The organism is Streptomyces racemochromogenes (assembly GCF_039535215.1).
Taxonomy (GTDB): domain Bacteria; phylum Actinomycetota; class Actinomycetes; order Streptomycetales; family Streptomycetaceae; genus Streptomyces; species Streptomyces racemochromogenes.
In genome coordinates, this window is the sequence record NZ_BAAAWT010000001.1 from 1,717,947 (window position 1) to 1,743,579 (window position 25,633).

Consider the following 25,633-nt stretch of genomic DNA (forward strand, 5'->3'; position numbering starts at 1 on the left):
CGTACCGCCTCGCGCCGCGGCCGTGCGGGGAGCGATGTCGTGTTCACTCAGGGCTGCAAACATCAAATCCCCCCGTTCTGTTCCGTATCCTGCCCCCGCAGATTCTCGCGGAGTTCGCTCGAGAGGAGTTCGAGCACTGTCCGTACACTCTCCCTACGGATTTCCGCCCGGGAGCCGTTCAACCTCAGCCGGGCCGTTTTCCTGGCCCCCGGGCCCGCCACGGCGACGAAAACGGTGCCCACGGGCTGCCCGTCCTGGGGGTCCGGGCCGGCCACCCCGGTCGTCGCGATCCCCCACGAAGCGCCCAGCACCCGCCGCACACCGGCGGCCATCTCCTCGGCGACCTGCGCGTTCACCGCGCCTTCGGCCGCCAGCAGCTCCGCGTCCACCCCGAGGACGCGGTGCTTGAGTTCGGTGGCGTACGCGGTGACCGAGCCGCGGAAGGCCCGCGAGGCCCCCGGCACGGCCGTCAACTCGGCGGCCACCATCCCGCCGGTCAGCGATTCCGCGACCGCCAGCGTCTGGTCACTCTCCGCAAGCATCCGCAGTACGTCTTCGGCCGCCCTTGCCGCCCCCGCGGCACCCTCCGCCGCTTCCGCGGCCTCCGGCGCATCCCCCGCCCCGTGTGTCACTTCGCGGCCCGCTCCCCCGCAAGACCGGCCCGGCGCAGCACCACGGCCTGCCGGATGTAATCCAAACCGGTGACCACGGTCAGCACGACGGCGACGGCCATCACCCAGAACCGCAGGGTCGCCAGCGGCCCGGTCAGCGCGAGGACGTACATGCCCACCGCCGTGCCCTGGGCCAGGGTCTTCAGCTTGCCGCCCCGGCTGGCCGGGATCACCCCGTACCGGATCACCCAGAACCGCATCAGCGTGATGCCTAGCTCACGCCCGAGGATCACGCCGGTCACCCACCAGGGCAGGTCGCCGAGCCAGGAGAGACACACGAGCGCCGACCCCATGATCGCCTTGTCGGCGATGGGGTCGGCGATCTTCCCGAAGTCGGTGACCAGGTTGTACGTCCTGGCCAGGTGGCCGTCGAACACGTCCGTGATCATGGCGACGGCGAAGGCGGCCCAGGCCAGCGCCCGCCAGACGGGGTCGTAGCCCCCGTCGGCGAGCAGCAGCAGGACGAATCCCGGCACGAGGACCAGCCGGATCATCGTCAGGATGTTGGCGATGTTCCAGAGGCTGGCCTGGTTGACGGCCGCAGTCCCGAGCTTCGCGCCGGGCGTGGGCCGGCGGCCGGTCCCGCCCGCCGCCGATGCCGGGACTCCGGTCATCCGGCCGCCTCCTCGAGTTCCACGCCCAGCGGCTCGGCGACGAGGTCGACGCCCAGGGTCCCGACCACCTTGGCGGTGACGATGCGCCCGGGTACCAGGCCCGCGCCGTCGGTGAAGACGACCTGGCCGTCGGTCTCGGGGGCCTGGTGGGCGGCACGCCCGTAGGCGCCCTCGCCCTCCTCCGCCTCGTCGAGCGGGACGACCGTCTCGACGAGCACCTCCAGGGTCTCGCCGATCCGCTCCTCCGCGCGCTGCGAGGTCAGCTCCTCGGCGAGCCGCTGCATGTGCGCGAGCCGCTCGGCGATGGTGTCCTCGTCGAGCTTGCCCTCGTAGCCGGCGGCCTCGGTGCCGTCCTCGTCGGAGTAGCCGAAGACGCCGATGGCGTCGAGGCGGGCGTGCGTGAGGAAACGCTCCAGCTCGGCGAAGTCCGACTCCTTCTCGCCGGGGAAGCCGACGATGAAGTTGGACCGGACGCCGGCCTGCGGGGCCTTGGAGCGGATGGTGTCCAGCAGCTCCAGGAAGCGGTCGGTGTCGCCGAAGCGGCGCATGGCGCGCAGCACGTCGGGGGCCGAGTGCTGGAAGGACAGGTCGAAGTACGGCACGACCTTGGGGGTCGAGGTGAGCACGTCGATCAGCCCGGGCCGCATCTCGGCGGGCTGCAGGTAGCTGACGCGGACGCGCTCGATGCCGTCGACGGCGGCCAGCTCGGGCAGCAGGGTCTCCAGCAGGCGGATGTCGCCCAGGTCCTTGCCGTACGAGGTGTTGTTCTCGGAGACCAGCATGATCTCCTTGACGCCCTGCTCGGCGAGCCAGCGCGTCTCGCCCAGCACGTCGCTGGGGCGGCGGGAGATGAAGGAGCCGCGGAAGGACGGGATGGCGCAGAAGGAGCAGCGGCGGTCACAGCCGGAGGCGAGCTTCACCGAGGCGACCGGGCTCTTGTCCAGGCGGCGGCGCAGCGGCGCGCGCGGCCCGGAGGCGGGCGCGAGCCCCTCCGGCAGGTCGGCGGGGGCCGGGGCGGGCTCCTCGGCGGCCTGGGCGTGGCCGGGGAGCGCCACGTCGGCGCTCTGCCGCTCGGCCGGGCTGATCGGCAGCAGCTGGCGGCGGTCGCGCGGGGTGTGCGCCTCGACGCTGCCGCCGCTGAGGATGGTCTGGAGGCGGTTGGAGATGTCGGCGTAGTCGTCGAAACCGAGGACTCCGTCGGCCTCGGGGAGCGCTTCGGCGAGTTCCTTGCCGTAGCGCTCGGCCATACAGCCGACGGCGACGACGGCCTGGGTCTTGCCGTGATCCTTGAGATCGTTGGCTTCCAGCAGGGCGTCTACGGAGTCCTTCTTGGCGGCTTCGACGAAGCCACAGGTGTTGACGACGGCTACGTCCGCGTCGGCGGCGTCCTCGACGAGCTCCCAGCCATCCGCCGCCAAGCGGCCTGCGAGCTCCTCCGAGTCCACCTCGTTACGGGCGCAGCCAAGAGTGACAAGGGCGACGGTACGGCGTTCGGGCATGGACTCAAGACTACTTCGTCCCGGCGCCCGCCCCCGCCCCAAGTCCCCCCACGGCAAGATCCCCGGGGCCGGCGGCGGCCGCCGCGCGGGATCCCGGGGATCTGGAATTTCTTATTCCGTGCTGGTCAGCCCGCCTGGGCCTGGCCCTGGCCCGGGTCGTCCCTGGTGTAGGTGAGACGTTCGACCTGTCCCGACTCGAACCGCTCCTTGATCTCCTTGCCGTTCACGAACAGCTTGACGGCTCCGGCGTCGCCCAGGACGAGGTCCACGGACTCCTTGTCCGTGAAGGTCTTCGACTGGCCCTGTTCGAGGGTGCCGTCGAAGAGGAGCCGGCCGCTGTGGTCCTTCGCGGAGATCCAGCTCTCGCCGGAGTCGGCCGTCAGGACCACGGTGACGAGGTCCTTGGGGGCCGCGGCGATGGCGCTGTCCGAGGGCTCGGGCTTGGGGGCCTTGGGTGCCTGCGGTGTCGGGGCGGCGGGCTGCTTGCCCGCGGTCTGCTTGGGCGCGGGCTTCGGCGAGACGGAACCTTCCGCCACCGGCCGCTTGGACTGCTCGTCGCCGCCGCCGAAGGCGGTGAAGCCGACGAAGCCGATCACCGCGACGATGGCGGCGACCATGGCGGCGGTCCAGTTGGGCCGCTGCCGCTCGGGGCGGAGCCGCTCGGCCTCGAACATCGGCGCGGCGGGGGTGGGCGCCGGCCGGCCGCCGTGCGCCGCGTCGTAGCGCTCGACCAGGGGTACCGGGTCGAGGTCGACGGCGCGGGCGAGGGTGCGGATGTGTCCGCGGGCGTACACGTCGCCGCCGCACCGCGTGAAGTCGTCCTCTTCGATCCCGTGCACGATCGGGATGCGCACCCGGGTGGTGGAACTGACCTCGTCGACGGTGAGCCCGGCGGCGATCCGGGCCTTCTTCAGGGTCGTCCCGATGGACGGCTCTTCGACGGAGCGCTCGACGATGCGGTCCTCGGACCGGTCCTCGGACCGGACGTCGGTCGAAGGCCGCTCTTCTTCGGGGGAGTTGGAGTTGCCGATGGACACAAGGGCGCCTTTCGAGCGTGTAGCCACCTGCTGGATGTCCAGTCTAGGGGGGTGACGAAAGGGTGGGGCAACCGGAGGGTCCGCTTCCTACGCCATACGAATGGCGAGGGGAACGGCCGCCGGTGCCTCCCTCAACTTGACGCACGCCCAGGGGAAACGGTTGCCGCCGGATCCGGTGACGATCCGGCCACGATCCCATTCGGTCGAGTGAGGCGGCCGGACCCCCGTTCTAGCGGGCCGCCCGGGGCCCCCGGGGATTCCGCTTCGCCCGGGACCCGGGTGCTCGCCGGGGCTCCCGGAGCCCTCGCGGACACCCCCTACGGGGCCTCCTCGCCGCGGATCACTGCGAGCACCCCGTCGAGCTCGTCGGGCTTGACCAGCACGTCGCGCGCCTTGGACCCCTCGCTCGGCCCGACCACCCCGCGGGACTCCATCAGGTCCATGAGCCGGCCCGCCTTGGCGAAGCCGACCCGCAGCTTGCGCTGGAGCATCGAGGTGGAGCCGAACTGGGTGGAGACCACCAGCTCCGCCGCCTGGCACAGCAGGTCCAGGTCGTCGCCGATCTCCTCGTCGATCTCCTTCTTCTGCTTCTGCCCGACCGTGACGTCGTCCCGGAAGACCGGGGCCATCTGGTCCTTGCAGTGCTGGACGATCCCGGCGATCTCCTCCTCCGTGACGAAGGCGCCCTGGAGGCGGACCGGCTTGTTCGCGCCCATCGGCAGGAACAGTCCGTCACCCTTGCCGATCAGCTTCTCCGCGCCCGGCTGGTCCAGGATGACCCGGCTGTCGGCCAGGGAGGAGGTCGCGAACGCCAGCCGCGAGGGCACGTTCGCCTTGATCAGACCGGTCACCACGTCCACCGAGGGCCGCTGGGTGGCGAGCACCAGGTGGATGCCGGCCGCCCGGGCCAGCTGGGTGATGCGGACGATCGAGTCCTCCACGTCGCGCGGGGCCACCATCATCAGGTCCGCCAGCTCGTCGACGATCACCAGCAGGTACGGGTACGGGCTGAGCTCGCGCTCGCTGCCCGGCGGCAGCTTGATCTTGCCGTCCCGGATCGCCTGGTTGAAGTCGTCGATGTGCCGGTAGCCGAACGCCGCCAGGTCGTCGTAGCGCAGGTCCATCTCGCGCACGACCCACTGGAGGGCCTCGGCCGCCCGCTTGGGGTTGGTGATGATCGGGGTGATCAGGTGCGGGATGCCCTCGTAGGCGGTCAGCTCGACCCGCTTGGGGTCGACGAGCACCATCCGGACGTCCTCCGGGGTGGCCCGCACCATGATCGAGGTGATCAGGCAGTTGATGCACGAGGACTTGCCGGAGCCGGTGGCGCCGGCGACCAGCACGTGCGGCATCTTGGCGAGGTTGGCCATGACGTAGCCGCCCTCGACGTCCTTGCCCAGCGCGACCAGCATCGGGTGGTCGTCCTCGGCGGCGTCCGCGAGGCGCAGCACGTCGCCCAGGTTGACCATCTCGCGGTCGGTGTTCGGGATCTCGATGCCGACGGCCGACTTGCCCGGGATCGGGCTGATGATCCGCACGTCGGGCGAGGCGACGGCGTACGCGATGTTCTTCGCCAGCGCCGTGATCCGCTCGACCTTCACCGCGGCGCCGAGCGTGACCTCGTACCGGGTGACCGTCGGACCCCGGGTGAAGCCGGTGACCTGCGCGTCCACCTTGAACTCGGTGAACACGTTCGTCAGCGCCGCCACCACCGTGTCGTTGGCGGCGCTGCGGGTCTTGCCCGGCCCGCCCTTCTCCAGCAGCTCCAGCGACGGCAGCGCGTACGTGATGTCCCCACGCAGCTGGAGCTGCTCGGCCCGGGGCGGCAGCGGCTGGGCCGGCGCCGGGGTCTTCGTCAGGTCCGGCACCGACAGCGTCCCGGAGACCGCGGCGGTCCGCTCGTGCGGGGCGTCCCCGAGACCGTCGGCCGGAGCCGGGGCGGCGGCGACGGGCCGCTCCTCCCGCGCGGGCGGCACCGGAGCGGGCGGCACCGGAGCGGTGATCTCCACCCCCTCCTCCCGGCCGGAGATCCCCTGGGTCAGATCGGCGACCAGCGGGTTCGGCGGCAGCCCCCCGTAGACCACCCCGTCCAGCGCGGCCGCTGCCGCCGCAGCGACGTCGACGGCGTCCGGCTCGCGCCCGCCGGGCCGCGCGGCGCTCCGCCGCGGCCGGCGCCGCCGGGCCAGGGCCGCTTCCTCGGCCTCGTCCACCGGCCCGCCGGTGCGGGCCTGCCACTGCTCGGCGTCATGACGGTCGTTACGGCCGGGCCGTTCGGAACCCTCGTGCCGGTCCCCGTACTCCTCGTCGTACGGGTTGGGCTGGATCACCCCGAGCCGGATCCCGGCGCTGCGCAGCCGCTGCGGGATCGCCGCGACCGGGGTGGCGGTGACCACCAGCAGCCCGAAGACCGTCAGCAGCACCAGCATGGGCACGGCCAGCGGCGCCCCCATGGTGAAGATCAGCGGCTTGGAGGCGGCCCAGCCGATCAGCCCGCCCGCGTTCTGCATGGCGGTGGTGCCCTCGTCCCGGCCGGGTGCCCCGCAGGCGATGTGCACCAGCCCGAGGACGCCGATGACCAGGGCGGACAGGCCGATGCCGATGCGCCCGTTGGCGTCGGTCTGCTCGGGGTGGCGGATGAAACGTGCCGCCATGACCCCCAGCAGGACCGGCACGAGCAGGTCCAGACGCCCGAAGGCCCCCGTGACCAGCATCGTGACCAGGTCGCCGACGGGCCCGCTCAGGTTCGACCAGGTTCCGGCCGCGACGATCAGCGCGAGGGCGAGCAGCAGCAGCGCCACGCCGTCCTTGCGGTGGGCCGGGTCCAGGTTCCTGGCGCCCCTGCCGATCCCGCGGAACAGCCCGCCGACGGCGTGCGCGAGACCGAGCCAGCACCAGCGGACCAGCCGCACCACTCCCCCGCTCGGCGACGGCGCCGGCTTCGCGGCGGCCTTCTTCGCCGCGGGGCGCCTGGCCGCCGCGGCGGCCCTCTTCGCGGGGGGCTTGCGCGGGGCCGCCTTCTTCGTCGGGGCCGTCGTACGGCCGGTGCGGCCCTTCGCGGTGCCCGCCGTGCTCTGGGAACCCTTGCCGGACGTACTTGAGGCCATGGGGCCGAGGTTACCTGTGCGCACGCCGGTGGACACGCGTGCCCACCCCTTCACCCGTTCGTGTCGCCGCGCCCGCAAGCGCTTTGACGCCGCGACAGAACTGACGGGTCCCCAGCCGGGTTGCCGGGCGGGCCGCTCCGCCGTCGCGCGGCGAGGCGGCCCGGCGGTCTCAGCCCTGCGCGGGCAGGACGGCGGCTCCCCCGCTGGCGCCCGGCTCCAGCGCGTCGAGCGCCCGCCGCAGCCCGGTCAGCTTCCGCTCCAGGTGGGCGGCCGTGGCGACCACCCCGGCGTCCGCCGAGTCCTCGCCGAGCTGCTTGGTCAGCGCCTCGGCCTGTTCCTCGACCGCGGCCAGCCGCGCGGACAGCTCGGCCAGCAGCCCGGCCGTCTCCCGGCCGCCGTCGCCGTTGGTACCGCCGCCCTCCAGCTGGAGGCGCAGCAGGGACGCCTGCTCCCGCAGCTGGCAGTTCTTCGTGTACAGCTCGACGAACACCGAGACCTTGGCGCGCAGCACCCACGGGTCGAACGGCTTCGAGATGTAGTCCACCGCGCCCGCCGCGTAACCACGGAAGGTGTGGTGGGGACCGTGGTTGATCGCGGTCAGGAAGATGATCGGGATGTCCCGGGTCCGTTCGCGCCGCTTGATGTGCGCGGCCGTTTCGAATCCGTCCATGCCCGGCATCTGGACATCCAGCAGGATGACCGCGAAATCGTCCGTAAGCAGCGCTTTGAGCGCTTCCTCCCCCGACGACGCCCGGACCAGTGTCTGATCGAGCGCGGAGAGGATGGCCTCCAGCGCCAGCAGATTCTCCGGCCGGTCGTCGACCAGGAGGATCTTGGCCTTCTGCACCATGCCCTGTCCTCCTCGCCCCGGCATGGGGCCTCCCCGGCTCCTGGCTCCGGCATGCGCGCCGGGCCCCGCCCCAGAGGACGGCATCCTTGAGCCGTCCGTCCTTGTGCCGGTCATCGTAGCCCCAGTCCCGAGATCGCCACACCCTGTCACCAAGATGTCACTGTGCCCGAAGCGGAAACGCGGGGGGAGGCCCGAAGGTTCCCCTCCGGGTCCGCGCCCGCGGCCCGCCCTCCGATCAGATTCCTCGCATGTGCTGTTCCATGACCGTCAGCAGGTAGTCGGGCTCGACCGGCTTGGTGACGTAGTCCGAGGCACCCGAGTCGATGGCCTTCTCCCGGTCGCCCTTCATCGCCTTCGCCGTCAGCGCGATGATCGGCAGCCCCGCGAACTGCGGCATCCTCCGGATCGCGGAGGTCGTCGCGTACCCGTCCATCTCCGGCATCATGATGTCCATCAGCACGACCGACACGTCGTCGTTCTGCTCCAGGACCTCGATGCCCTCCCGGCCGTTCTCCGCGTACAGCACCGCCAGCCCGTGCTGCTCCAGCACGCTCGTCAGCGCGAACACGTTCCGCACGTCGTCGTCCACGATCAGCACCCGCTCCCCGTGGAAGTCGTACGTCCGCGGCGGCGCCGGAAGCGGCTCCTCCACCCCCCACGCGTCGCCGCCCTCCGGCTGCCCCGGCACCTCCGTGCGCGGCAGCGGACCGGCCGCCTGCTGCTTGCGCCGGCGCCGGAACAGCGCCGAGGAGCCCTGCCCGGGCGCCTCGGCCGCCGGCAGCGCCTGCCGCGGCGGCGCCGCCCCCAGCGGCGCGGGCTGCGGCACCGGGAGCGGCTCCATCGCCTCCGGCTCCTCGGCCGCCCTGCGGTACTCCCCGCGCGCCCCGCCGGGCGCCGGCGGCGCGTACCCCTGTGGCGGCAGCTCGCTCGGGTGCAGCGGCAGGTACAGCGTGAACGTCGACCCCCGGCCGGGCTCGCTCGCCGCGTGGATCTCACCGCCCAGCAGCCGGGCGATCTCCCGGCTGATCGACAGCCCGAGGCCCGTGCCCCCGTACTTGCGGCTGGTCGTGCCGTCGGCCTGCTTGAACGCCTCGAAGATCACCCGCATCTTGCTCGCCGCGATCCCGATCCCCGTGTCCGTCACGGAGAAGGCGATCAGGTCGGCGTCCGCGTCCCGCAGCGACCCCGCCTCCAGCAGCTGCTCCCGGATGGCCGACGGCACGTCCGCCCCGGCGGGCCGGATCACCAGCTCCACGGCCCCGTTGTCGGTGAACTTCACCGCGTTCGACAGCAGGTTCCGCAGCACCTGCAGCAGCCGCTGCTCGTCCGTGTGCAGGGTCGCCGGAAGCTCCGGCGAGACCCGCACCGAGAAGTCGAGGCCCTTCTCCGCCGTCAGCGGCCGGAAGGTCGCCTCCACGTAGTCCACCAACTGCACCAGCGCGATCCGCGTCGGCGAGACGTCCATCTTGCCCGCCTCGACCTTCGACAGGTCCAGGATGTCGTTGATCAGCTGGAGCAGGTCCGAGCCCGCGCCGTGGATGGTCTCGGCGAACTCCACCTGCTTCGGCGACAGGTTCTCGTCCGCGTTGTCGGCGAGCAGCTTCGCCAGGATCAGCAGCGAGTTCAGCGGCGTCCGCAGCTCGTGCGACATGTTCGCCAGGAACTCGCTCTTGTACCGCATCGAGACCGCGAGCTGCTCGGCGCGCTCCTCCAGGACCTGCCGGGCCTCCTCGATCTCGGTGTTCTTCACCTCGATGTCCCGGTTCTGCCGGGCCAGCAGCTCGGCCTTCTCCTCCAGCTCGGCGTTGGCCGCCTGGAGCGCCTTCTGCCGGTTCTCCAGCTCGTCGGAACGCTCGCGCAGCTGCTCGGTCATCTCCTGCGACTGCTTGAGCAGCATCTCCGTCTTGGAGTTCACGGAGATGGTGTTGACGCTCGTACCGATCATCTCGGCGATCTGGCTCAGGAAGTCCTTCTGGATCTGCGTGAACGGCGTGAACGACGCCAGCTCGATGACACCGAGCACCTTGCCCTCGAACAGCACCGGCAGCACGATCACGTGCGCTGGCCGCGCCTCGCCCAGCCCCGAGGAGATCTTCAGGTAGCCGGGCGGGGTGTTCTCCACCAGGATCGTCCGCTTCTCCTCGGCGACCGTGCCGATCAGCCCCTCACCGGGCCGGAAGGAGATGGGCATCTGGCCGCCCGCGTACGCGTAACTCCCGCGCATCCGCAGCTCGTACGAACCCTCCGCGCCGCCGTCCGCCCCGATCTCGGGCGTTCCCCCGGCCGGGACGGCGAGGAAGAAGGCCCCGTGCTGCGCGGAGACCACCGGGGTCAGCTCGCTCATGATCAGCGAGGCCACGTCGTCCAGGTCCCGGCGGCCCTGCATCAGGGCCGAGATCCTGGCGAGGTTGCCCTTGAGCCAGTCCTGCTCCTTGTTGGCCAACGTGGTGTCGCGCAGGTTCACGATCATCGTGTTGATGTTGTCCTGGAGCACCTGGATCTCGCCCGCCGCGTCCACGTCGACCTTCAGGCTCAGGTCGCCGCGGGTCACCGCCGTGGCCACGGCCGCGATGGCACGGACCTGCCGGGTGAGGTTGCCGGCCATCTCGTTCACGGACTCGGTCAGGTCCCGCCAGGTGCCGTCCACGTCCCGCACCCGGGCCTGACCGCCCAGGATGCCCTCGGTACCCACCTCACGCGCCACCCGCGTCACCTGGTCGGCGAAGGAGGACAGCTGGTCGACCATCGTGTTGATGGTCGTCTTCAGCTCCAGGATCTCCCCGCGGGCATCGATGTCGATCTTCTTGGTCATGTCGCCCTTGGCGATGGCGGTCGTCACCATGGCGATCTGCCGCACCTGCCCGGTCAGGTTGGACGCCATGAAGTTCACCGAGTCGGTGAGGTCCTTCCACGTCCCCGAGACGCCCGGCACGTGCGCCTGGCCGCCGAGGCGGCCCTCCGTGCCCACCTCGCGGGCCACGCGCGTGACCTCGTCCGCGAACGAGGACAGCGTCTTGACCATCGTGTTGACCGTGTCGGCCAGCTGCGCGACCTCGCCGCGCGCCTCGACGGTGACCTTCTTCGTCAGGTCGCCGTTGGCGACGGCCGCCGAGACCTGCGCGATCCCGCGCACCTGCGCCGTCAGGTTCCCCGCCATCGTGTTGACGTTGTCGCTGAGGTCCTTCCAGATGCCGGTGACCCCGCGCACCCGGGCCTGACCCCCCAGGATGCCCTCGGTGCCCACCTCGCGCGCCACCCGCGTCACCTGCTCCGCGAAGGACGACAGCTGGTCGACCATCGTGTTCACGGTGGTGACCAGTTCGAGGATCTCGCCCTTGGCGTCCACCGTGATCTTCTTCGAGAGGTCGCCCATGGCCACGGCCGTGGTCACCTCGGCGATGTTGCGGACCTGCGAGGTCAGGTTGTTCGCCATGAAGTTGACGGACTGGGTGAGGTCCTTCCAGGTCCCGGAGACCCCCTTGACCTCCGCCTGCCCGCCGAGGATGCCCTCGGTGCCCACCTCGCGGGCCACCCGGGTCACCTGCTCCGCGAAGTTCGACAGCTGGTCGACCATCGTGTTGAGGGTGTTCTTCAGCTCCAGGATCTCGCCCCGGGCGTCCACGTCGATCTTCTGCGACAGGTCGCCCCGCGCCACCGCCGTCGCGACCTGCGCGATGTTGCGCACCTGCGAAGTCAGGTTCCCGGCCATGCCGTTCACCGAATCCGTCAGGTCCCGCCACACACCGGCCACACCGGGCACCTGCGCCTGACCGCCGAGGCGGCCCTCGGTACCCACGTCCCGCGCCACCCGGGTGACCTGCTCCGCGAAGGCGGAGAGCTGGTCGACCATCGTGTTGATGGTGTTCTTCAGCTCCAGGATCTCGCCCCGGGCGTCCACGTCGATCTTCTGCGACAGGTCGCCCCGCGCCACCGCCGTCGTCACCTGGGCGATCTGGCGCACCTGCGAAGTCAGGTTCCCCGCCATGAAGTTGACGGAGTCGGTGAGCTCCTTCCAGGTGCCGGAAACCCCCTCCACCCGGGCCTGCCCGCCGAGCCGGCCCTCCGTACCCACGTCCCGCGCCATCCGCGTGACCTGGTCGGCGAACGAGGACAGCTGGTCCACCATCGTGTTCACGGTGTTCTTCAGCTGGAGCATCTCACCGGAGACGTCCACCGTGACCTTCTGCGACAGGTCGCCGTTGGCCACCGCCGTGGTCACCTGGGCGATGTTGCGGACCTGCCCGGTCAGGTTCCGGAAGGCGGTGTTCACCGAGTCGGTGAGGTCCTTCCACGTACCCGCCGCCCCCGGCACCTGCGCCTGACCGCCCAGCTCGCCCTCGACGCCGACCTCACGGGCCACCCGCGTCACCTCGGAACCGAAGGACTGGAGCTGGTCCACCATCGTGTTGACGGTGTTCTTCAGCTCCAGCATCTCGCCGGCCACGTCGACCGTGACCTTCTGCGAGAGATCACCGTTGGCCACGGCGGTCGTCACCTGCGCGATGTCCCGCACCTGCGTGGTCAGGTTCCGGAAGACCGTGTTCACCGAGTCGGTGAGGTCCTTCCACGTACCCGCCGCCCCCGGCACCTGCGCCTGGCCGCCGAGGAGGCCTTTGGCGCCCACCTCGCTGGCCACCCGCGTGACCTCGTCAGCGAAGGTCCGCAGCGTCTCCGTCATCTGGTTGATCGTTTCGGCCAGCTGGGCGACCTCGCCCCGCGCGCTGACCCGCACCTTCTGCGACAGGTCACCGTTGGCGACGGCCGTCGTGACCTGCGCGATCCCGCGCACCTGCGCCGTCAGGTTCCCCGCCATCGTGTTGACGGAGTCGGTCAGGTCCTTCCACACGCCGGCGACGCCGGGCACCTTCGCCTGGCCGCCCAGCTCGCCCTCCGTACCCACCTCGCGGGCGACGCGCGTCACCTCGGAGGAGAACGAGGACAGCTGGTCCACCATCGTGTTCACGGTGTTCTTCAGCTGGAGCATCTCGCCGGCCACGTGCACCGTGACCTTGCGCGACAGATCGCCCTTGGCGACCGCCGTCGTGACGAGGGCGATGTCACGCACCTGAGCGGTGAGCCGGTACGCCATCGTGTTGACGGAGTCGGTCAGGTCCTTCCAAGAACCGGACATTCCGCGCACCTGGGCCTGACCGCCCAGCTTGCCCTCGGTACCGACCTCCAGCGCCACCCGCGTCACCTCGTCGGTGAACGCCGACAGCTGGTCGACCAGGTTGTTGACCGTGCGCCCGACCTTCAGGAACTCCCCGCGCAGCGGATGCCCCACCCCGTCCGGGGCCGGCGTCCGCAGGTCCATCCGCTGGTCCAGATCACCCTCGGCCACCGCCGACAGCACCCGGCCCACCTCGGACACCGGCCGCGCGAGATCGTCCACCAGCTGGTTCGAGGCGTCGATCGCGGCCGCCCAGGAACCCTCGCAGGCCCCCGTCTCCAGCCGCTCGCTCAGCTTGCCCTCACGGCCCACCATCCGCCGGACCCGGGACAGCTCACCGGTCAGGTGCAGATTGCGGTCGGCGACCTCGTTGTAAACGGCGGCGATCTCCGCCATCACGCCTTCGCCGGACACCGTCAGCCGCTTGCGGAAGTTCCCGTCCCGCATCGACACCAGGGCCGTGAGCAGGCGGTTCAGAGCGGCGGAGTCGACTTCCGTCGTCCCGTTCCGCCGGGACCGCCCGCCCTTGGGCCGCGTTCCCGTACGCCGCACCGCTGCGCCAGACTCCACCGTGTCCCTCCCGAAAGGGTCGACCTCTGTTCCACCGGACACCGGCTGTCCAAGAGCCGGCTCTCCAAGCCTGCCCAGTGTTTCACCCTGGCCGAACCCGGCGATAACACTTCGGCACCATCGCACACCGGCCGCACCCCGCGGGTGGAATCCGGTACGACGGCCTCATGGCGACCGCGAAGGTAAGTAACCTGGCATCCGATGTCCAACCGCGTCGAAGGAGACTCGTGATCACGGCTCGGGCGGCTGCCAGTTTCGACCCTCAAGGGCGGTCGGTCGCCGCCGCCCGCGGGTTCGTCCGCGACACGCTGCAGGGCTGGGGCTTCGCGGACATCGTCGACGACGCGGTCGTACTGACCAGTGAGCTCGTCACCAACGCCGTGGTCCACGCCGGAACCAGGGCCGAGGTCCTGTGCCTGCGCGCCGAGGACGGCGTACGCGTCGAGGTCGCCGACCGGTACCCCGAGCGCGAGCTGCCCCTGCGGCACCCCGGCGAGCGCCCGTACGCCGACCCCGACCGCGAGAGCGGCCGCGGGCTGATGCTCTGCGCCGCCCTCGCCACCCGCTGGGGCGTCGAGTACACCGCCACCCACAAACACGTGTGGTTCCGCCTCGACCTCCCGGACCGGCCGGTCGGTACCCGCTCCGCGGGCCCCGTCGTACCGGACCAGTTCCTTCCCCTGGCCGAGAGCCGGGTCCGCGTCGCCGTCCTCCAGGTCGACGCCGACGACGTCATCTCCGCCTGGAACGACGACGCCGAGCACATCTTCGGCCACCCCGCCGAGAAGGCCGTCGGCCGCCCCCTCGCCGAGATCGCCGCCTGGCCCCAGACCCCGGGCACCGGTACCGGCGTCGCCGAGGCCCTGCGCCTGTCCCGCTGGGAGGGCAGTTACGGCATCCGCGGCGCCGACGGCCGCGTCATCCCCGTTTACGCCTCCCACCTGCGGGTCCGCGACGCCCACGGCGAGCCCTCCATCGTCTGCCTCCTCGTCCACGACGACGAGCGGGCCCTGCTCCAGACCCCCGTACGCCTCCCCTCCTCCGACGGCCAGCACAGCGAGCCCCGCCCCACCGACCCCTTCGAGGTCTTCATCGGCTCGCCCGCCCCCGACGACCTCGACGGACTGCTGCAACGCACCGTCGAACGGGCCCGCGACATGCTCGACGCCGACGCCGCCTTCCTGCTGCTGGCCACCGACGACGAGACCGAGCTGGAGGTCCGCTCGACCACCGGCCTGCCCTCGACCCGCCAGCGCTTCGCCCGCGTCCCCGTCGAGGCCGGCACCAGCCGCTACGGATCGGCCCGCCTCCCCGCCGTGCACGACGACCTCGCCGTCGTCCCCGGAGCCGTACCGCTCCTGGAGTCCACCGGCATGCGCTCCGTCGTCACCGTCCCCCTCAAGGTCGAGGGCCGCCTCACCGGCTCCCTCGGGGTCGCCGCCGAGGGCCCCGGCCGCTATACGAACGAGGACGCCCTGCGCCTCCAGTTCGCCGCCGACCGCATCGCCCTCGCCGTCGAGTCCGCCCGCCTCGGCGAGCTGGAACGCCTGCGCCGCGGCTCCCTGTCCTTCCTCGTCGAGGCCTCCGACCTGCTCGCCGGCACCCTCGACCGGGACCAGACCCTGGCCCTCATGGCCCAGATGACCGTCCCGACGCTCGCCACCTGGTGCGCCGTCTACACCATCGCCGACCAGACCTCGGACCCCTACCTCGCCTACGTCCTGCACGAGGACGAGGAGCGTATCGACGGCCTGAAGGCCCTGCTGTCCCGTGTGGACCCGCCCGAACCGGTCCGTGAGGCCGGCGCCCGCCCCTGGCCGGCGACGGCCGCCGCGGTCGGCGGCGAGACGGTCGTCCTGCCGCTGCTCGCCCGCAACCGGGTGATCGGCCTGCTGACCCTCGGCAAGCCCAGCGAGGAGCACTTCCGCCAGGAGATCCTCGAACTCGCCGAGGACCTCTCCCGCCGCGCGGCCCTGGCCCTGGACAACGCACGCCTCTACTCCGAGCGCACCGCCATCAGCCGCTCCCTCCAGCGCAGCCTCCTGCCGCCCGGCTCTCCCGCCATCCCCGGCATGGAGGTCGAGGTCATCTACCGCGCCGCCGGCGAGGGCAACGAGGTCGGCGGCGACTTCTACGACGTCTTCCCGATCCGCGACGGCGCGTACGGCTTCGCCATCGGCGACGTCTGCGGTACGGGCCCCGAGGCGGCCGCCGTCACCGGCCTGGCCCGCCACGCCCTGCGCCTCCTGGCCCGCGAGGGCCTCGGCGGCCCGGCGGTCCTGGAACGCCTCAACGCGGCGATCCTCGACGAGGGCGCCCGCAGCCGCTTCCTCACCCTCCTGTACGGGGAACTGCACCCGCAGCCCGACGGCGGCGCCCTGATGAAGGTCGTCTGCGCCGGCCACCCCCTCCCGCTGCGGCTCCGGCCGGACGGCGAGGTCACCCCGGCCGCGGAGCCGCAGCCGCTGCTCGGTGTGATCGACGACCTCGACCTCTACGAACAGACCATGACCCTCGACCCGGGCGACGTCCTGCTGTGCGTCACGGACGGCGTCACCGAGCGCCGCGAGGGCACCAGGATGCTCGGCGACGACGGCCTCGCGGAGGTCCTCACCACCTGCACCGGCCTCACGGCGGGCGCGGTCGCCTCCCGCGTCCTGCGCGCGGTCGAACGCTTCGCCGCGGAACCGGCCTCGGACGACATGGCCATCCTGGCCTTCCGCGTCCCCCAGCAGCGCGGAGCCTCCTGACCCGCACGCCGCTCTCTCCTCCCCGGGCCGCCGGCCAGGCGCCCGGGGAGGCGGGGAGAAGGGGTAGCTGGGCCTCGTGAGCCTGAAACGCAAAAAGGCCCCCGCCAGATGGCGGGGGCCTTTTCTTTGGAGCCCTTTAACGGAATCGAACCGTTGACCTTCTCCTTACCATGGAGACGCTCTACCGACTGAGCTAAAAGGGCGGGTTGTTCGGCGGCGTCCTACTCTCCCACAGGGTCCCCCCTGCAGTACCATCGGCGCTGAAAGGCTTAGCTTCCGGGTTCGGAATGTAACCGGGCGTTTCCCTAACGCTATGACCACCGAAACACTATGAAGTTTGAACTCCAGCCGGCAAGGCGAGTTCGTTACTTCAGAACTAACACAGTGGACGCGAGCAACTGAGGACAAGCCCTCGGCCTATTAGTACCAGTCAGCTCCACCCGTTACCGGGCTTCCACATCTGGCCTATCAACCCAGTCGTCTACTGGGAGCCTTACCCTCTCAAGGAGGTGGGAATACTCATCTTGAAGCAGGCTTCCCGCTTAGATGCTTTCAGCGGTTATCCCTCCCGAACGTAGCCAACCAGCCATGCCCTTGGCAGGACAACTGGCACACCAGAGGTTCGTCCGTCCCGGTCCTCTCGTACTAGGGACAGCCCTTCTCAATATTCCTACGCGCACAGCGGATAGGGACCGAACTGTCTCACGACGTTCTAAACCCAGCTCGCGTACCGCTTTAATGGGCGAACAGCCCAACCCTTGGGACCGACTCCAGCCCCAGGATGCGACGAGCCGACATCGAGGTGCCAAACCATCCCGTCGATATGGACTCTTGGGGAAGATCAGCCTGTTATCCCCGGGGTACCTTTTATCCGTTGAGCGACGGCGCTTCCACAAGCCACCGCCGGATCACTAGTCCCGACTTTCGTCCCTGCTCGACCCGTCGGTCTCACAGTCAAGCTCCCTTGTGCACTTACACTCAACACCTGATTGCCAACCAGGCTGAGGGAACCTTTGGGCGCCTCCGTTACCCTTTGGGAGGCAACCGCCCCAGTTAAACTACCCATCAGACACTGTCCCTGATCCGGATCACGGACCGAGGTTAGACATCCAGCACGACCAGAGTGGTATTTCAACGGCGACTCCACAACCACTGGCGTGGCTGCTTCAAAGTCTCCCACCTATCCTACACAAGCCGAACCGAACACCAATATCAAACTGTAGTAAAGGTCCCGGGGTCTTTCCGTCCTGCTGCGCGAAACGAGCATCTTTACTCGTAGTGCAATTTCACCGGGCCTATGGTTGAGACAGTCGAGAAGTCGTTACGCCATTCGTGCAGGTCGGAACTTACCCGACAAGGAATTTCGCTACCTTAGGATGGTTATAGTTACCACCGCCGTTTACTGGCGCTTAAGTTCTCAGCTTCGCAACCCCGAAAGGTCACTAACCGGTCCCCTTAACGTTCCAGCACCGGGCAGGCGTCAGTCCGTATACATCGCCTTACGGCTTCGCACGGACCTGTGTTTTTAGTAAACAGTCGCTTCTCGCTGGTCTCTGCGGCCACCCCCAGCTCAGAGAGCAAGTCTCATCACCAGGAATGGCCCCCCTTCTCCCGAAGTTACGGGGGCATTTTGCCGAGTTCCTTAACCATAGTTCACCCGAACGCCTCGGTATTCTCTACCTGACCACCTGAGTCGGTTTAGGGTACGGGCCGCCATGAAACTCGCTAGAGGCTTTTCTCGACAGCATAGGATCATCCACTTCACCACAATCGGCTCGGCATCAGGTCTCAGCCTTAACGTGTGACGGATTTGCCTACCACACGGCCTACACCCTTACCCCGGGACAACCACCGCCCGGGCTGGACTACCTTCCTGCGTCACCCCATCGCTTACCTACTACCACCTTGGATCGCCGGCTCCACCACTTTCCATTCCCCGAAGGGTCCGGAACGGCTTCACGGGCTTAGCATCAGAGGATTCGATATTGGGCGTTTCAAAGCGGGTACCGGAATATCAACCGGTTGTCCATCGACTACGCCTGTCGGCCTCGCCTTAGGTCCCGACTTACCCTGGGCAGATCAGCTTGACCCAGGAACCCTTAGTCAATCGGCGCACACGTTTCTCACGTGTGTATCGCTACTCATGCCTGCATTCTCACTCGTGAACCGTCCACAACTAGCTTCCGCTGCTGCTTCACCCGGCACACGACGCTCCCCTACCCATCACAGCGGGCGTTGGCCCTATTGCTGCAATGACACGACTTCGGCGGTACGCTTGAGCCCCGCTACATTGTCGGCGCGGAATCACTTGACCAGTGAGCTATTACGCACTCTTTCAAGGGTGGCTGCTTCTAAGCCAACCTCCTGGTTGTCTCTGCGACTCCACATCCTTTCCCACTTAGCGTACGCTTAGGGGCCTTAGTCGATGCTCTGGGCTGTTTCCCTCTCGACCATGGAGCTTATCCCCCACAGTCTCACTGCCGTGCTCTCACTTACCGGCATTCGGAGTTTGGCTAAGGTCAGTAACCCGGTAGGGCCCATCGCCTATCCAGTGCTCTACCTCCGGCAAGAAACACACGACGCTGCACCTAAATGCATTTCGGGGAGAACCAGCTATCACGGAGTTTGATTGGCCTTTCACCCCTAACCACAGGTCATCCCCCAGGTTTTCAACCCTGGTGGGTTCGGTCCTCCACGAAGTCTTACCTCCGCTTCAACCTGCCCATGGCTAGATCACTCCGCTTCGGGTCTAGAGCGTGCAACTCAATCGCCCTATTCGGACTCGCTTTCGCTACGGCTTCCCCACACGGGTTAACCTCGCTACACACCGCTAACTCGCAGGCTCATTCTTCAAAAGGCACGCAGTCACGAGGATCCGAAGATCCCGACGCTCCCACGGCTTGTAGGCACACGGTTTCAGGTACTATTTCACTCCGCTCCCGCGGTACTTTTCACCATTCCCTCACGGTACTATCCGCTATCGGTCACCAGGGAATATTTAGGCTTAGCGGGTGGTCCCGCCAGATTCACACGGGATTTCTCGGGCCCCGTGCTACTTGGGAGATGAGCAAGCAAGCCGTACAGATTTCAGCTACGGGGGTCTTACCCTCTACGCCGGACCTTTCGCATGTCCTTCGCCTATCCATACGGTTTCTGACTCGCCTCACAGCCGGCAGACTGTGAAAGCTCATTCCCACAACCCCGCATGCGCAACCCCTGCCGGGTCTCACACGCATACGGTTTGGCCTCATCCGGTTTCGCTCGCCACTACTCCCGGAATCACGGTTGTTTTCTCTTCCTGAGGGTACTGAGATGTTTCACTTCCCCTCGTTCCCTCCACACTGCCTATGTGTTCAGCAGTGGGTGACAGCCCATGACGACTGCCGGGTTTCCCCATTCGGACACCCCCGGATCAAAGCTCAGTTGGCAGCTCCCCGGGGCCTATCGCGGCCTCTCACGTCCTTCATCGGTTCCTGGTGCCAAGGCATCCACCGTGCGCCCTTAAAAACTTGGCCACAGATGCTCGCGTCCACTGTGTAGTTCTCAAATAACGACCAGCCACCCGTCACACCCTGCCGAAACAGAGCTTTACCGGGGCCGGCACTGAAGACTGACCAGACGGCCGTGCCTTCAGGACCCAACAACGTGCCAGGCACGATCTCTTTCAGTGACTCACTTTCCACGCCGAAGCAGTACTCGTGATCCATCCAGAAGACCGTGCCAAATAATCAACGTTCCACCCATGAGCTGACCGTGCAGAACGTTTGTCTGCAATCGGTACTGTGCTCCTTAGAAAGGAGGTGATCCAGCCGCACCTTCCGGTACGGCTACCTTGTTACGACTTCGTCCCAATCGCCAGTCCCACCTTCGACAGCTCCCTCCACAAGGGTTGGGCCACCGGCTTCGGGTGTTACCGACTTTCGTGACGTGACGGGCGGTGTGTACAAGGCCCGGGAACGTATTCACCGCAGCAATGCTGATCTGCGATTACTAGCGACTCCGACTTCATGGGGTCGAGTTGCAGACCCCAATCCGAACTGAGACCGGCTTTTTGAGATTCGCTCCACCTCACGGTATCGCAGCTCATTGTACCGGCCATTGTAGCACGTGTGCAGCCCAAGACATAAGGGGCATGATGACTTGACGTCGTCCCCACCTTCCTCCGAGTTGACCCCGGCGGTCTCCTGTGAGTCCCCATCACCCCGAAGGGCATGCTGGCAACACAGGACAAGGGTTGCGCTCGTTGCGGGACTTAACCCAACATCTCACGACACGAGCTGACGACAGCCATGCACCACCTGTATACCGACCACAAGGGGGGCACTATCTCTAATGCTTTCCGGTATATGTCAAGCCTTGGTAAGGTTCTTCGCGTTGCGTCGAATTAAGCCACATGCTCCGCCGCTTGTGCGGGCCCCCGTCAATTCCTTTGAGTTTTAGCCTTGCGGCCGTACTCCCCAGGCGGGGAACTTAATGCGTTAGCTGCGGCACCGACGACGTGGAATGTCGCCAACACCTAGTTCCCAACGTTTACGGCGTGGACTACCAGGGTATCTAATCCTGTTCGCTCCCCACGCTTTCGCTCCTCAGCGTCAGTAATGGCCCAGAGATCCGCCTTCGCCACCGGTGTTCCTCCTGATATCTGCGCATTTCACCGCTACACCAGGAATTCCGATCTCCCCTACCACACTCTAGCTAGCCCGTATCGAATGCAGACCCGAGGTTAAGCCTCGGGCTTTCACATCCGACGTGACAAGCCGCCTACGAGCTCTTTACGCCCAATAATTCCGGACAACGCTTGCGCCCTACGTATTACCGCGGCTGCTGGCACGTAGTTAGCCGGCGCTTCTTCTGCAGGTACCGTCACTTTCGCTTCTTCCCTGCTGAAAGAGGTTTACAACCCGAAGGCCGTCATCCCTCACGCGGCGTCGCTGCATCAGGCTTTCGCCCATTGTGCAATATTCCCCACTGCTGCCTCCCGTAGGAGTCTGGGCCGTGTCTCAGTCCCAGTGTGGCCGGTCGCCCTCTCAGGCCGGCTACCCGTCGTCGCCTTGGTGGGCCATTACCCCACCAACAAGCTGATAGGCCGCGGGCTCATCCTTCACCGCCGGAGCTTTCCACCACAGGAGATGCCTCCCGCAGTCGTATCCGGTATTAGACCCCGTTTCCAGGGCTTGTCCCAGAGTGAAGGGCAGATTGCCCACGTGTTACTCACCCGTTCGCCACTAATCCACCCCGAAGGGCTTCATCGTTCGACTTGCATGTGTTAAGCACGCCGCCAGCGTTCGTCCTGAGCCAGGATCAAACTCTCCATGAATGTTTACCGGTAATCCGGTCCACACCACGAAAGAGCGGGCCAGTCACGGTCGGAATAAGACCGACTGACCACAACGTCCTCGCTGTGTTCGTTGCCTGCAAGCATCACCCGAAGGCGACCTCGCAGGTCTTTTTCAAAGGAACCTCATCCACCGGAGTGGACGGGGTATCAACTTCTGGCGTTGATTTTTGGCACGCTGTTGAGTTCTCAAGGAACGGACGCTTCCTTTGTACTCACCCTCTCGGGCTTTCCTCCGGGCTTTCGTTCTTGCGATTCAGACTCTATCAGAGTCTTTCTCGCTTGCTTTCCAGGTTCTGCGCTTTCGCGCTTTCCCTTTCCGGCGGTTCCGACTCTATCAGATTCTTTTCCTTGTCGTTTCCGACTCGGTTTTGAATTCCGATGGCCTTCGGGGGGCCTTTCCCTTTCGGGTGGATCAGACTTTATCAGGTCTCCCTGAGTGCTGATTGCCACCCGCTCGCACACGGCAACGGGCACACGTGTGTGCCCGGTTCCTTGCGAGGTGGAGACGCAAACGTACTGGAGCGGGGCCCCCGGACGCAAATCCGGTTGCCCCGCTCCAGTGAGGTCGCTACGTACGCCGGGGCGTACGCCGAGGTCAGACCTCGACCACGACCGGGAGGATCATCGGGCGGCGGCGATAGCTGTCCGACACCCACTTGCCCATGGTCCGGCGGATGAGCTGCTGGATCTGGTGCGGTTCCGCGACGCCGTCGGCGGCGGCGCGGGCGATGGCTTCCTCGATCTTCGCGGTGACCGGCCCGAAGGCCGAGTCCTCGATGCCGGAGCCGCGGGCCTGGATGTTCGGGCCCGTGACGACCTTGCCCGTGGTGCTGTCGACCACGACGTAGACCGAGATGATGCCCTCGTCTCCGAGGATGCGGCGGTCCTTGAGGGAGGCCTCGGTGACGTCGCCGACCGACAGGCCGTCCACGTACACGTAGCCGGCCTGGACCTTGCCGGAGATCCGGGCCTTGCCGTCGATCAGGTCGACGACGACGCCGTCCTCGGCGATGACGATGCGGTCCTTCGGGACGCCCGTCATCGCGCCGAGCTCGGCGTTGGCGCGCAGGTGGCGCCATTCGCCGTGGACCGGCATCAGGTTCTTCGGCTTGCAGATGTTGTAGAAGTACAGCAGCTCGCCGGCGGACGCGTGGCCCGAGACGTGCACCTTGGCGTTGCCCTTGTGCACGACGTTGGCGCCCCAGCGGGTCAGGCCGTTGATCACGCGGTAGACCGCGTTCTCGTTGCCCGGGATCAGGGACGACGCCAGGATCACGGTGTCGCCGGGGACGATCCGGATCTGGTGGTCGCGGTTCGCCATGCGGGACAGCGCCGCCATCGGCTCGCCCTGGGAGCCCGTGCAGACGAGCACGACCTCGTCGTCCGGCAGGTCGTCGAGGGTCTTGACGTCGACGACGAGGCCGGCCGGCACCCGCAGGTAGCCCAGGTCACGGGCGATGCCCATGTTGCGGACCATGGAGCGGCCCACGAAGGCGACGCGGCGGCCGTACTCGTGCGCGGCGTCCAGGACCTGCTGGATGCGGTGCACGTGGCTCGCGAAGGAGGCCACGATGATCCGCTTCTGCGCGCCCGCGAAGACGCCGCGGATCACGTTGGAGATGTCGCGCTCCGGCGGGACGAAGCCCGGAACCTCGGCGTTCGTCGAGTCCGAGAGGAGGAGGTCGATGCCCTCCTCGCTCAGACGCGCGAAGGCGTGCAGGTCCGTGAGGCGGTTGTCCATCGGGAGCTGGTCCATCTTGAAGTCGCCGGTGGCGACGACGAGACCCGCGTCCGTGCGGATGGCGACGGCCAGGGCGTCCGGGATGGAGTGGTTGACCGCGATGAACTCGCAGTCGAAGGGGCCCAGGTTCTCGCGCTCGCCCTCCTTCACCTCCAGGGTGTAGGGGCGGATGCGGTGCTCCTGGAGCTTCGCCTCGATGAGGGCGAGGGTCAGCTTGGAGCCGATCAGCGGGATGTCCGGCTTCTCCCGGAGGAGGTACGGGACGGCGCCGATGTGGTCCTCGTGGCCGTGGGTCAGGACGATGCCCTCGATGTCGTCGAGGCGGTCCCGGATGGACGTGAAGTCCGGCAGGATCAGGTCGATGCCCGGCTGCTCCTCCTCGGGGAAGAGCACGCCGCAGTCGACGATCAGAAGACGGCCGTCGAACTCGAAGACGGTCATGTTGCGGCCGATTTCGCCGAGGCCGCCCAGCGGGGTGACCCGGAGGCCGCCCTTGGGGAGCTTCGGCGGCGGGCCGAGTTCAGGGTGCGGATGGCTCAAAGGTTCTCCTTCACCACGCGCGCCACGTGCCCCTCAGGCACGTGGCGCGCATGTCATTCGTGCACTTGCTTTCGTCTGTTTCGTTCTTGCATATTCAGTTGTGAAGTCCGTTGTCAGAGCTGTACCCCGCCCGCGGCAAGATCGATCTTGAGCTGTGCCGTCTCTTCGTCGGTCAGGCCGACGAGGGGCAGGCGCAGCGGGCCGGCGGGCAGGCCCTGGAGGGACAGGGCCTTCTTGGTGGTCATGACGCCCTGGGTGCGGAACATGCCCGTGAAGACCGGGAGCAGCTTCTGGTGGATCTCGGTGGCCTTCTGGACGTCGCCGCCGACGTGGGCCTCCAGCATCGCCCGCAGCTCGGGGGTGACGACGTGGCTGACGACGGAGACGAAGCCGACGGCGCCGACCGACAGGAGCGGCAGGTTCAGCATGTCGTCGCCGGAGTACCAGGCCAGGCCGCTCTGGGCGATGGCCCAGCTGGCGCGGCCGAGGTCGCCCTTGGCGTCCTTGTTGGCCACGATGCGGGGGTGCTCCGCCAGCCTGACCAGGGTCTCCGTGTTGATCGGGACGCCGCTGCGGCCGGGGATGTCGTAGAGCATGACCGGCAGCTCGGTGGCGTCGGCGATGGCCGTGAAGTGCTGGAAGAGGCCTTCCTGCGGCGGCTTGCTGTAGTACGGCGTCACCGCCAGGAGGCCGTGGGCTCCGGTGCGCTCGGCCTGGCGGGCCAGCTCCAGGGTGTGCCGGGTGTCGTTGGTCCCGATGCCGGCGACGACGTGGGCGCGGTCGCCGACCGCTTCGAGTACGGCTCGTACGAGGTCGTTTTTCTCCGCGTCGGTGGTGGTGGGCGACTCACCGGTGGTGCCGTTGATGATCAGGCCGTCGTTGCCTGCGTCCACCAGGTGGACGGCGAGACGCTGCGCGCCGTCGAGGTCAAGTGCGCCATCAGCCGTGAACGGCGTGATCATGGCGGTGAGGACCCGCCCGAAGGGGGTCTGCGGAGTCGAGATCGGAGCCATGGGGAACACGCTACTCGCTGCCATGCTCGCGGTGTCCCCTCGGGGGACGTCAACAGGCGGTGCCGCCCGGCGGGAGCCGGGGGTGTTGGATCCCGGCACTGCCTGCTCGGGGGTTCAAGCAGTGCCGGGTCCGTTTGATCAGCCTAGATGAACTTTACGAAACGTCGCAATACGGACACTTGGGACTTACCTCCGTACATGCGTACGCCACGCGTGCATCAGCCCTTACGGGGCAACGCGGGCGGCGGCGGCACGGGCCCCGCCCGTCGCTGCTCCATCCTCCCGTCGGCCCTCCCGGCCTGAGCCGGGTCCCGACGGGCCCGGCGCGGGCGGGCGCCATGAATTTTGCTTAATGTCCCGAATTCCGGCACCGATGGCGCCGTTCGTTCGTCTCTCCAGGAGAGAGCACACCATCCGTCAGAACCCGGGCCCAGGGCCCCGACCGTGAGGAGAGCCGCCACCGTGTTTCGCCGGCGCGAACCCGTCCCCTTCGCCTTCGTCGCCGAGGCCGACCGTTTCCGAAGCAACGTCACTCCGCCGCCGCGCGAGAGTCTGAGCGTCGCCCAGATCGCCGCCCGTAGTCTGGTCGGACTGACCGTGGTGGCGGGACTCGTGGGCTCGCTGCTCTTCGGCATACCCGCACTGCAGCCTTACCAGGCGTCCGACCGGCCCGCGGGGACGGCGCAGCAATCGGGGGAGTCCGGGGGGCGGTAGCCTCTCGGGCACAGCCCAACCG

11 protein-coding genes, 1 tRNA gene and 3 rRNA genes are annotated in these 25,633 nt (G+C 68.0%); 2 read left to right on the plus strand and 13 right to left on the minus strand.

Annotated elements, in window-relative coordinates:
- Positions 1-62: 62 nt before the first annotated feature.
- The 7 genes from ABD973_RS07785 to ABD973_RS07815 form a co-directional block, all read right to left on the minus strand.
- Positions 63-542 carry a CinA family protein gene (locus ABD973_RS07785; protein ID WP_125605470.1) on the minus strand — a complete coding sequence of 160 codons (480 nt, stop codon included), beginning with the start codon at positions 540-542 and terminating at the stop codon, positions 63-65.
- Positions 543-628: 86 nt separating this feature from the next.
- On the minus strand, positions 629-1,285 hold the full coding sequence (pgsA, locus tag ABD973_RS07790) for a CDP-diacylglycerol--glycerol-3-phosphate 3-phosphatidyltransferase (RefSeq protein ID WP_125822754.1): 657 nt from the start codon (positions 1,283-1,285) through the stop codon (positions 629-631).
- Complete coding sequence (gene rimO / locus ABD973_RS07795; protein WP_125822753.1) at positions 1,282-2,784, minus strand: 30S ribosomal protein S12 methylthiotransferase RimO; 1,503 nt, start codon at positions 2,782-2,784, stop codon at positions 1,282-1,284. Before rimO ends, pgsA begins: the two co-directional genes overlap by 4 nt.
- 125 nt (positions 2,785-2,909) lie before the next feature.
- A complete protein-coding gene (locus ABD973_RS07800) occupies positions 2,910-3,821 on the minus strand; it encodes a helix-turn-helix domain-containing protein (RefSeq protein ID WP_125600824.1) in 912 nt (303 codons plus the stop codon).
- A 317-nt stretch (positions 3,822-4,138) separates the two neighbouring features.
- Entirely contained in the window at positions 4,139-6,925 is a 2,787-nt protein-coding gene (locus ABD973_RS07805; protein ID WP_345499444.1) for an FtsK/SpoIIIE family DNA translocase, read from the minus strand.
- 169 nt (positions 6,926-7,094) lie between these two features.
- A complete protein-coding gene (locus tag ABD973_RS07810; RefSeq protein WP_125600830.1) occupies positions 7,095-7,775 on the minus strand; it encodes a response regulator in 681 nt (226 codons plus the stop codon).
- Between the two features lie 235 nt (positions 7,776-8,010).
- The gene (locus ABD973_RS07815) at positions 8,011-13,515 is read right to left on the minus strand and encodes a HAMP domain-containing protein (RefSeq protein WP_345499446.1); all 5,505 of its coding nucleotides are present in this window, start codon (positions 13,513-13,515) and stop codon (positions 8,011-8,013) included.
- Positions 13,516-13,682: 167 nt separating this feature from the next.
- Here ABD973_RS07815 and ABD973_RS07820 point away from each other — a divergent pair, with 167 nt between their 5' ends.
- Positions 13,683-16,265: a SpoIIE family protein phosphatase gene (locus ABD973_RS07820; RefSeq protein ID WP_241253400.1), complete on the plus strand. Its 2,583-nt coding sequence runs from the start codon at positions 13,683-13,685 to the stop codon at positions 16,263-16,265.
- A gap of 127 nt (positions 16,266-16,392) precedes the next feature.
- Here ABD973_RS07820 and ABD973_RS07825 read toward each other — a convergent pair.
- The 6 genes from ABD973_RS07825 to dapA form a co-directional block, all read right to left on the minus strand.
- A tRNA-Thr gene (locus tag ABD973_RS07825) sits at positions 16,393-16,468 on the minus strand.
- 5 nt (positions 16,469-16,473) lie between these two features.
- Positions 16,474-16,590 (minus strand): 5S ribosomal RNA (gene rrf, locus ABD973_RS07830).
- A 75-nt stretch (positions 16,591-16,665) separates the two neighbouring features.
- A 23S ribosomal RNA gene (locus tag ABD973_RS07835) occupies positions 16,666-19,780 on the minus strand.
- A gap of 278 nt (positions 19,781-20,058) precedes the next feature.
- Positions 20,059-21,582 (minus strand): 16S ribosomal RNA (locus ABD973_RS07840).
- The 16S, 23S and 5S rRNA genes sit together here with 1 tRNA gene alongside, the layout of an rRNA operon.
- Positions 21,583-22,198: 616 nt before the next feature.
- On the minus strand, positions 22,199-23,884 hold the full coding sequence (locus ABD973_RS07845; RefSeq protein ID WP_125595895.1) for a ribonuclease J: 1,686 nt from the start codon (positions 23,882-23,884) through the stop codon (positions 22,199-22,201).
- A 113-nt stretch (positions 23,885-23,997) separates the two neighbouring features.
- A complete protein-coding gene (gene dapA / locus ABD973_RS07850; RefSeq protein WP_125822750.1) occupies positions 23,998-24,897 on the minus strand; it encodes a 4-hydroxy-tetrahydrodipicolinate synthase in 900 nt (299 codons plus the stop codon).
- Between the two features lie 462 nt (positions 24,898-25,359).
- Here dapA and ABD973_RS07855 point away from each other — a divergent pair, with 462 nt between their 5' ends.
- Positions 25,360-25,611, plus strand: a complete 252-nt coding sequence (locus ABD973_RS07855; RefSeq protein ID WP_345499453.1) for a hypothetical protein — start codon at positions 25,360-25,362, stop codon at positions 25,609-25,611.
- Positions 25,612-25,633 lie beyond the last annotated feature (22 nt).

Coding starts and splice junctions, on each gene's coding strand:
- ABD973_RS07785 (WP_125605470.1), bottom strand. CDS start 542: ATGCTTGCGGAGAGTGACCAGACGCTGGCGGTCGCGGAATCGCTGACC.
- pgsA (WP_125822754.1), bottom strand. CDS start 1,285: ATGACCGGAGTCCCGGCATCGGCGGCGGGCGGGACCGGCCGCCGGCCC.
- rimO (WP_125822753.1), bottom strand. CDS start 2,784: ATGCCCGAACGCCGTACCGTCGCCCTTGTCACTCTTGGCTGCGCCCGT.
- ABD973_RS07805 (WP_345499444.1), bottom strand. CDS start 6,925: ATGGCCTCAAGTACGTCCGGCAAGGGTTCCCAGAGCACGGCGGGCACC.
- ABD973_RS07810 (WP_125600830.1), bottom strand. CDS start 7,775: ATGGTGCAGAAGGCCAAGATCCTCCTGGTCGACGACCGGCCGGAGAAT.
- ABD973_RS07820 (WP_241253400.1), top strand. CDS start 13,683: ATGGCGACCGCGAAGGTAAGTAACCTGGCATCCGATGTCCAACCGCGT.
- dapA (WP_125822750.1), bottom strand. CDS start 24,897: ATGGCTCCGATCTCGACTCCGCAGACCCCCTTCGGGCGGGTCCTCACC.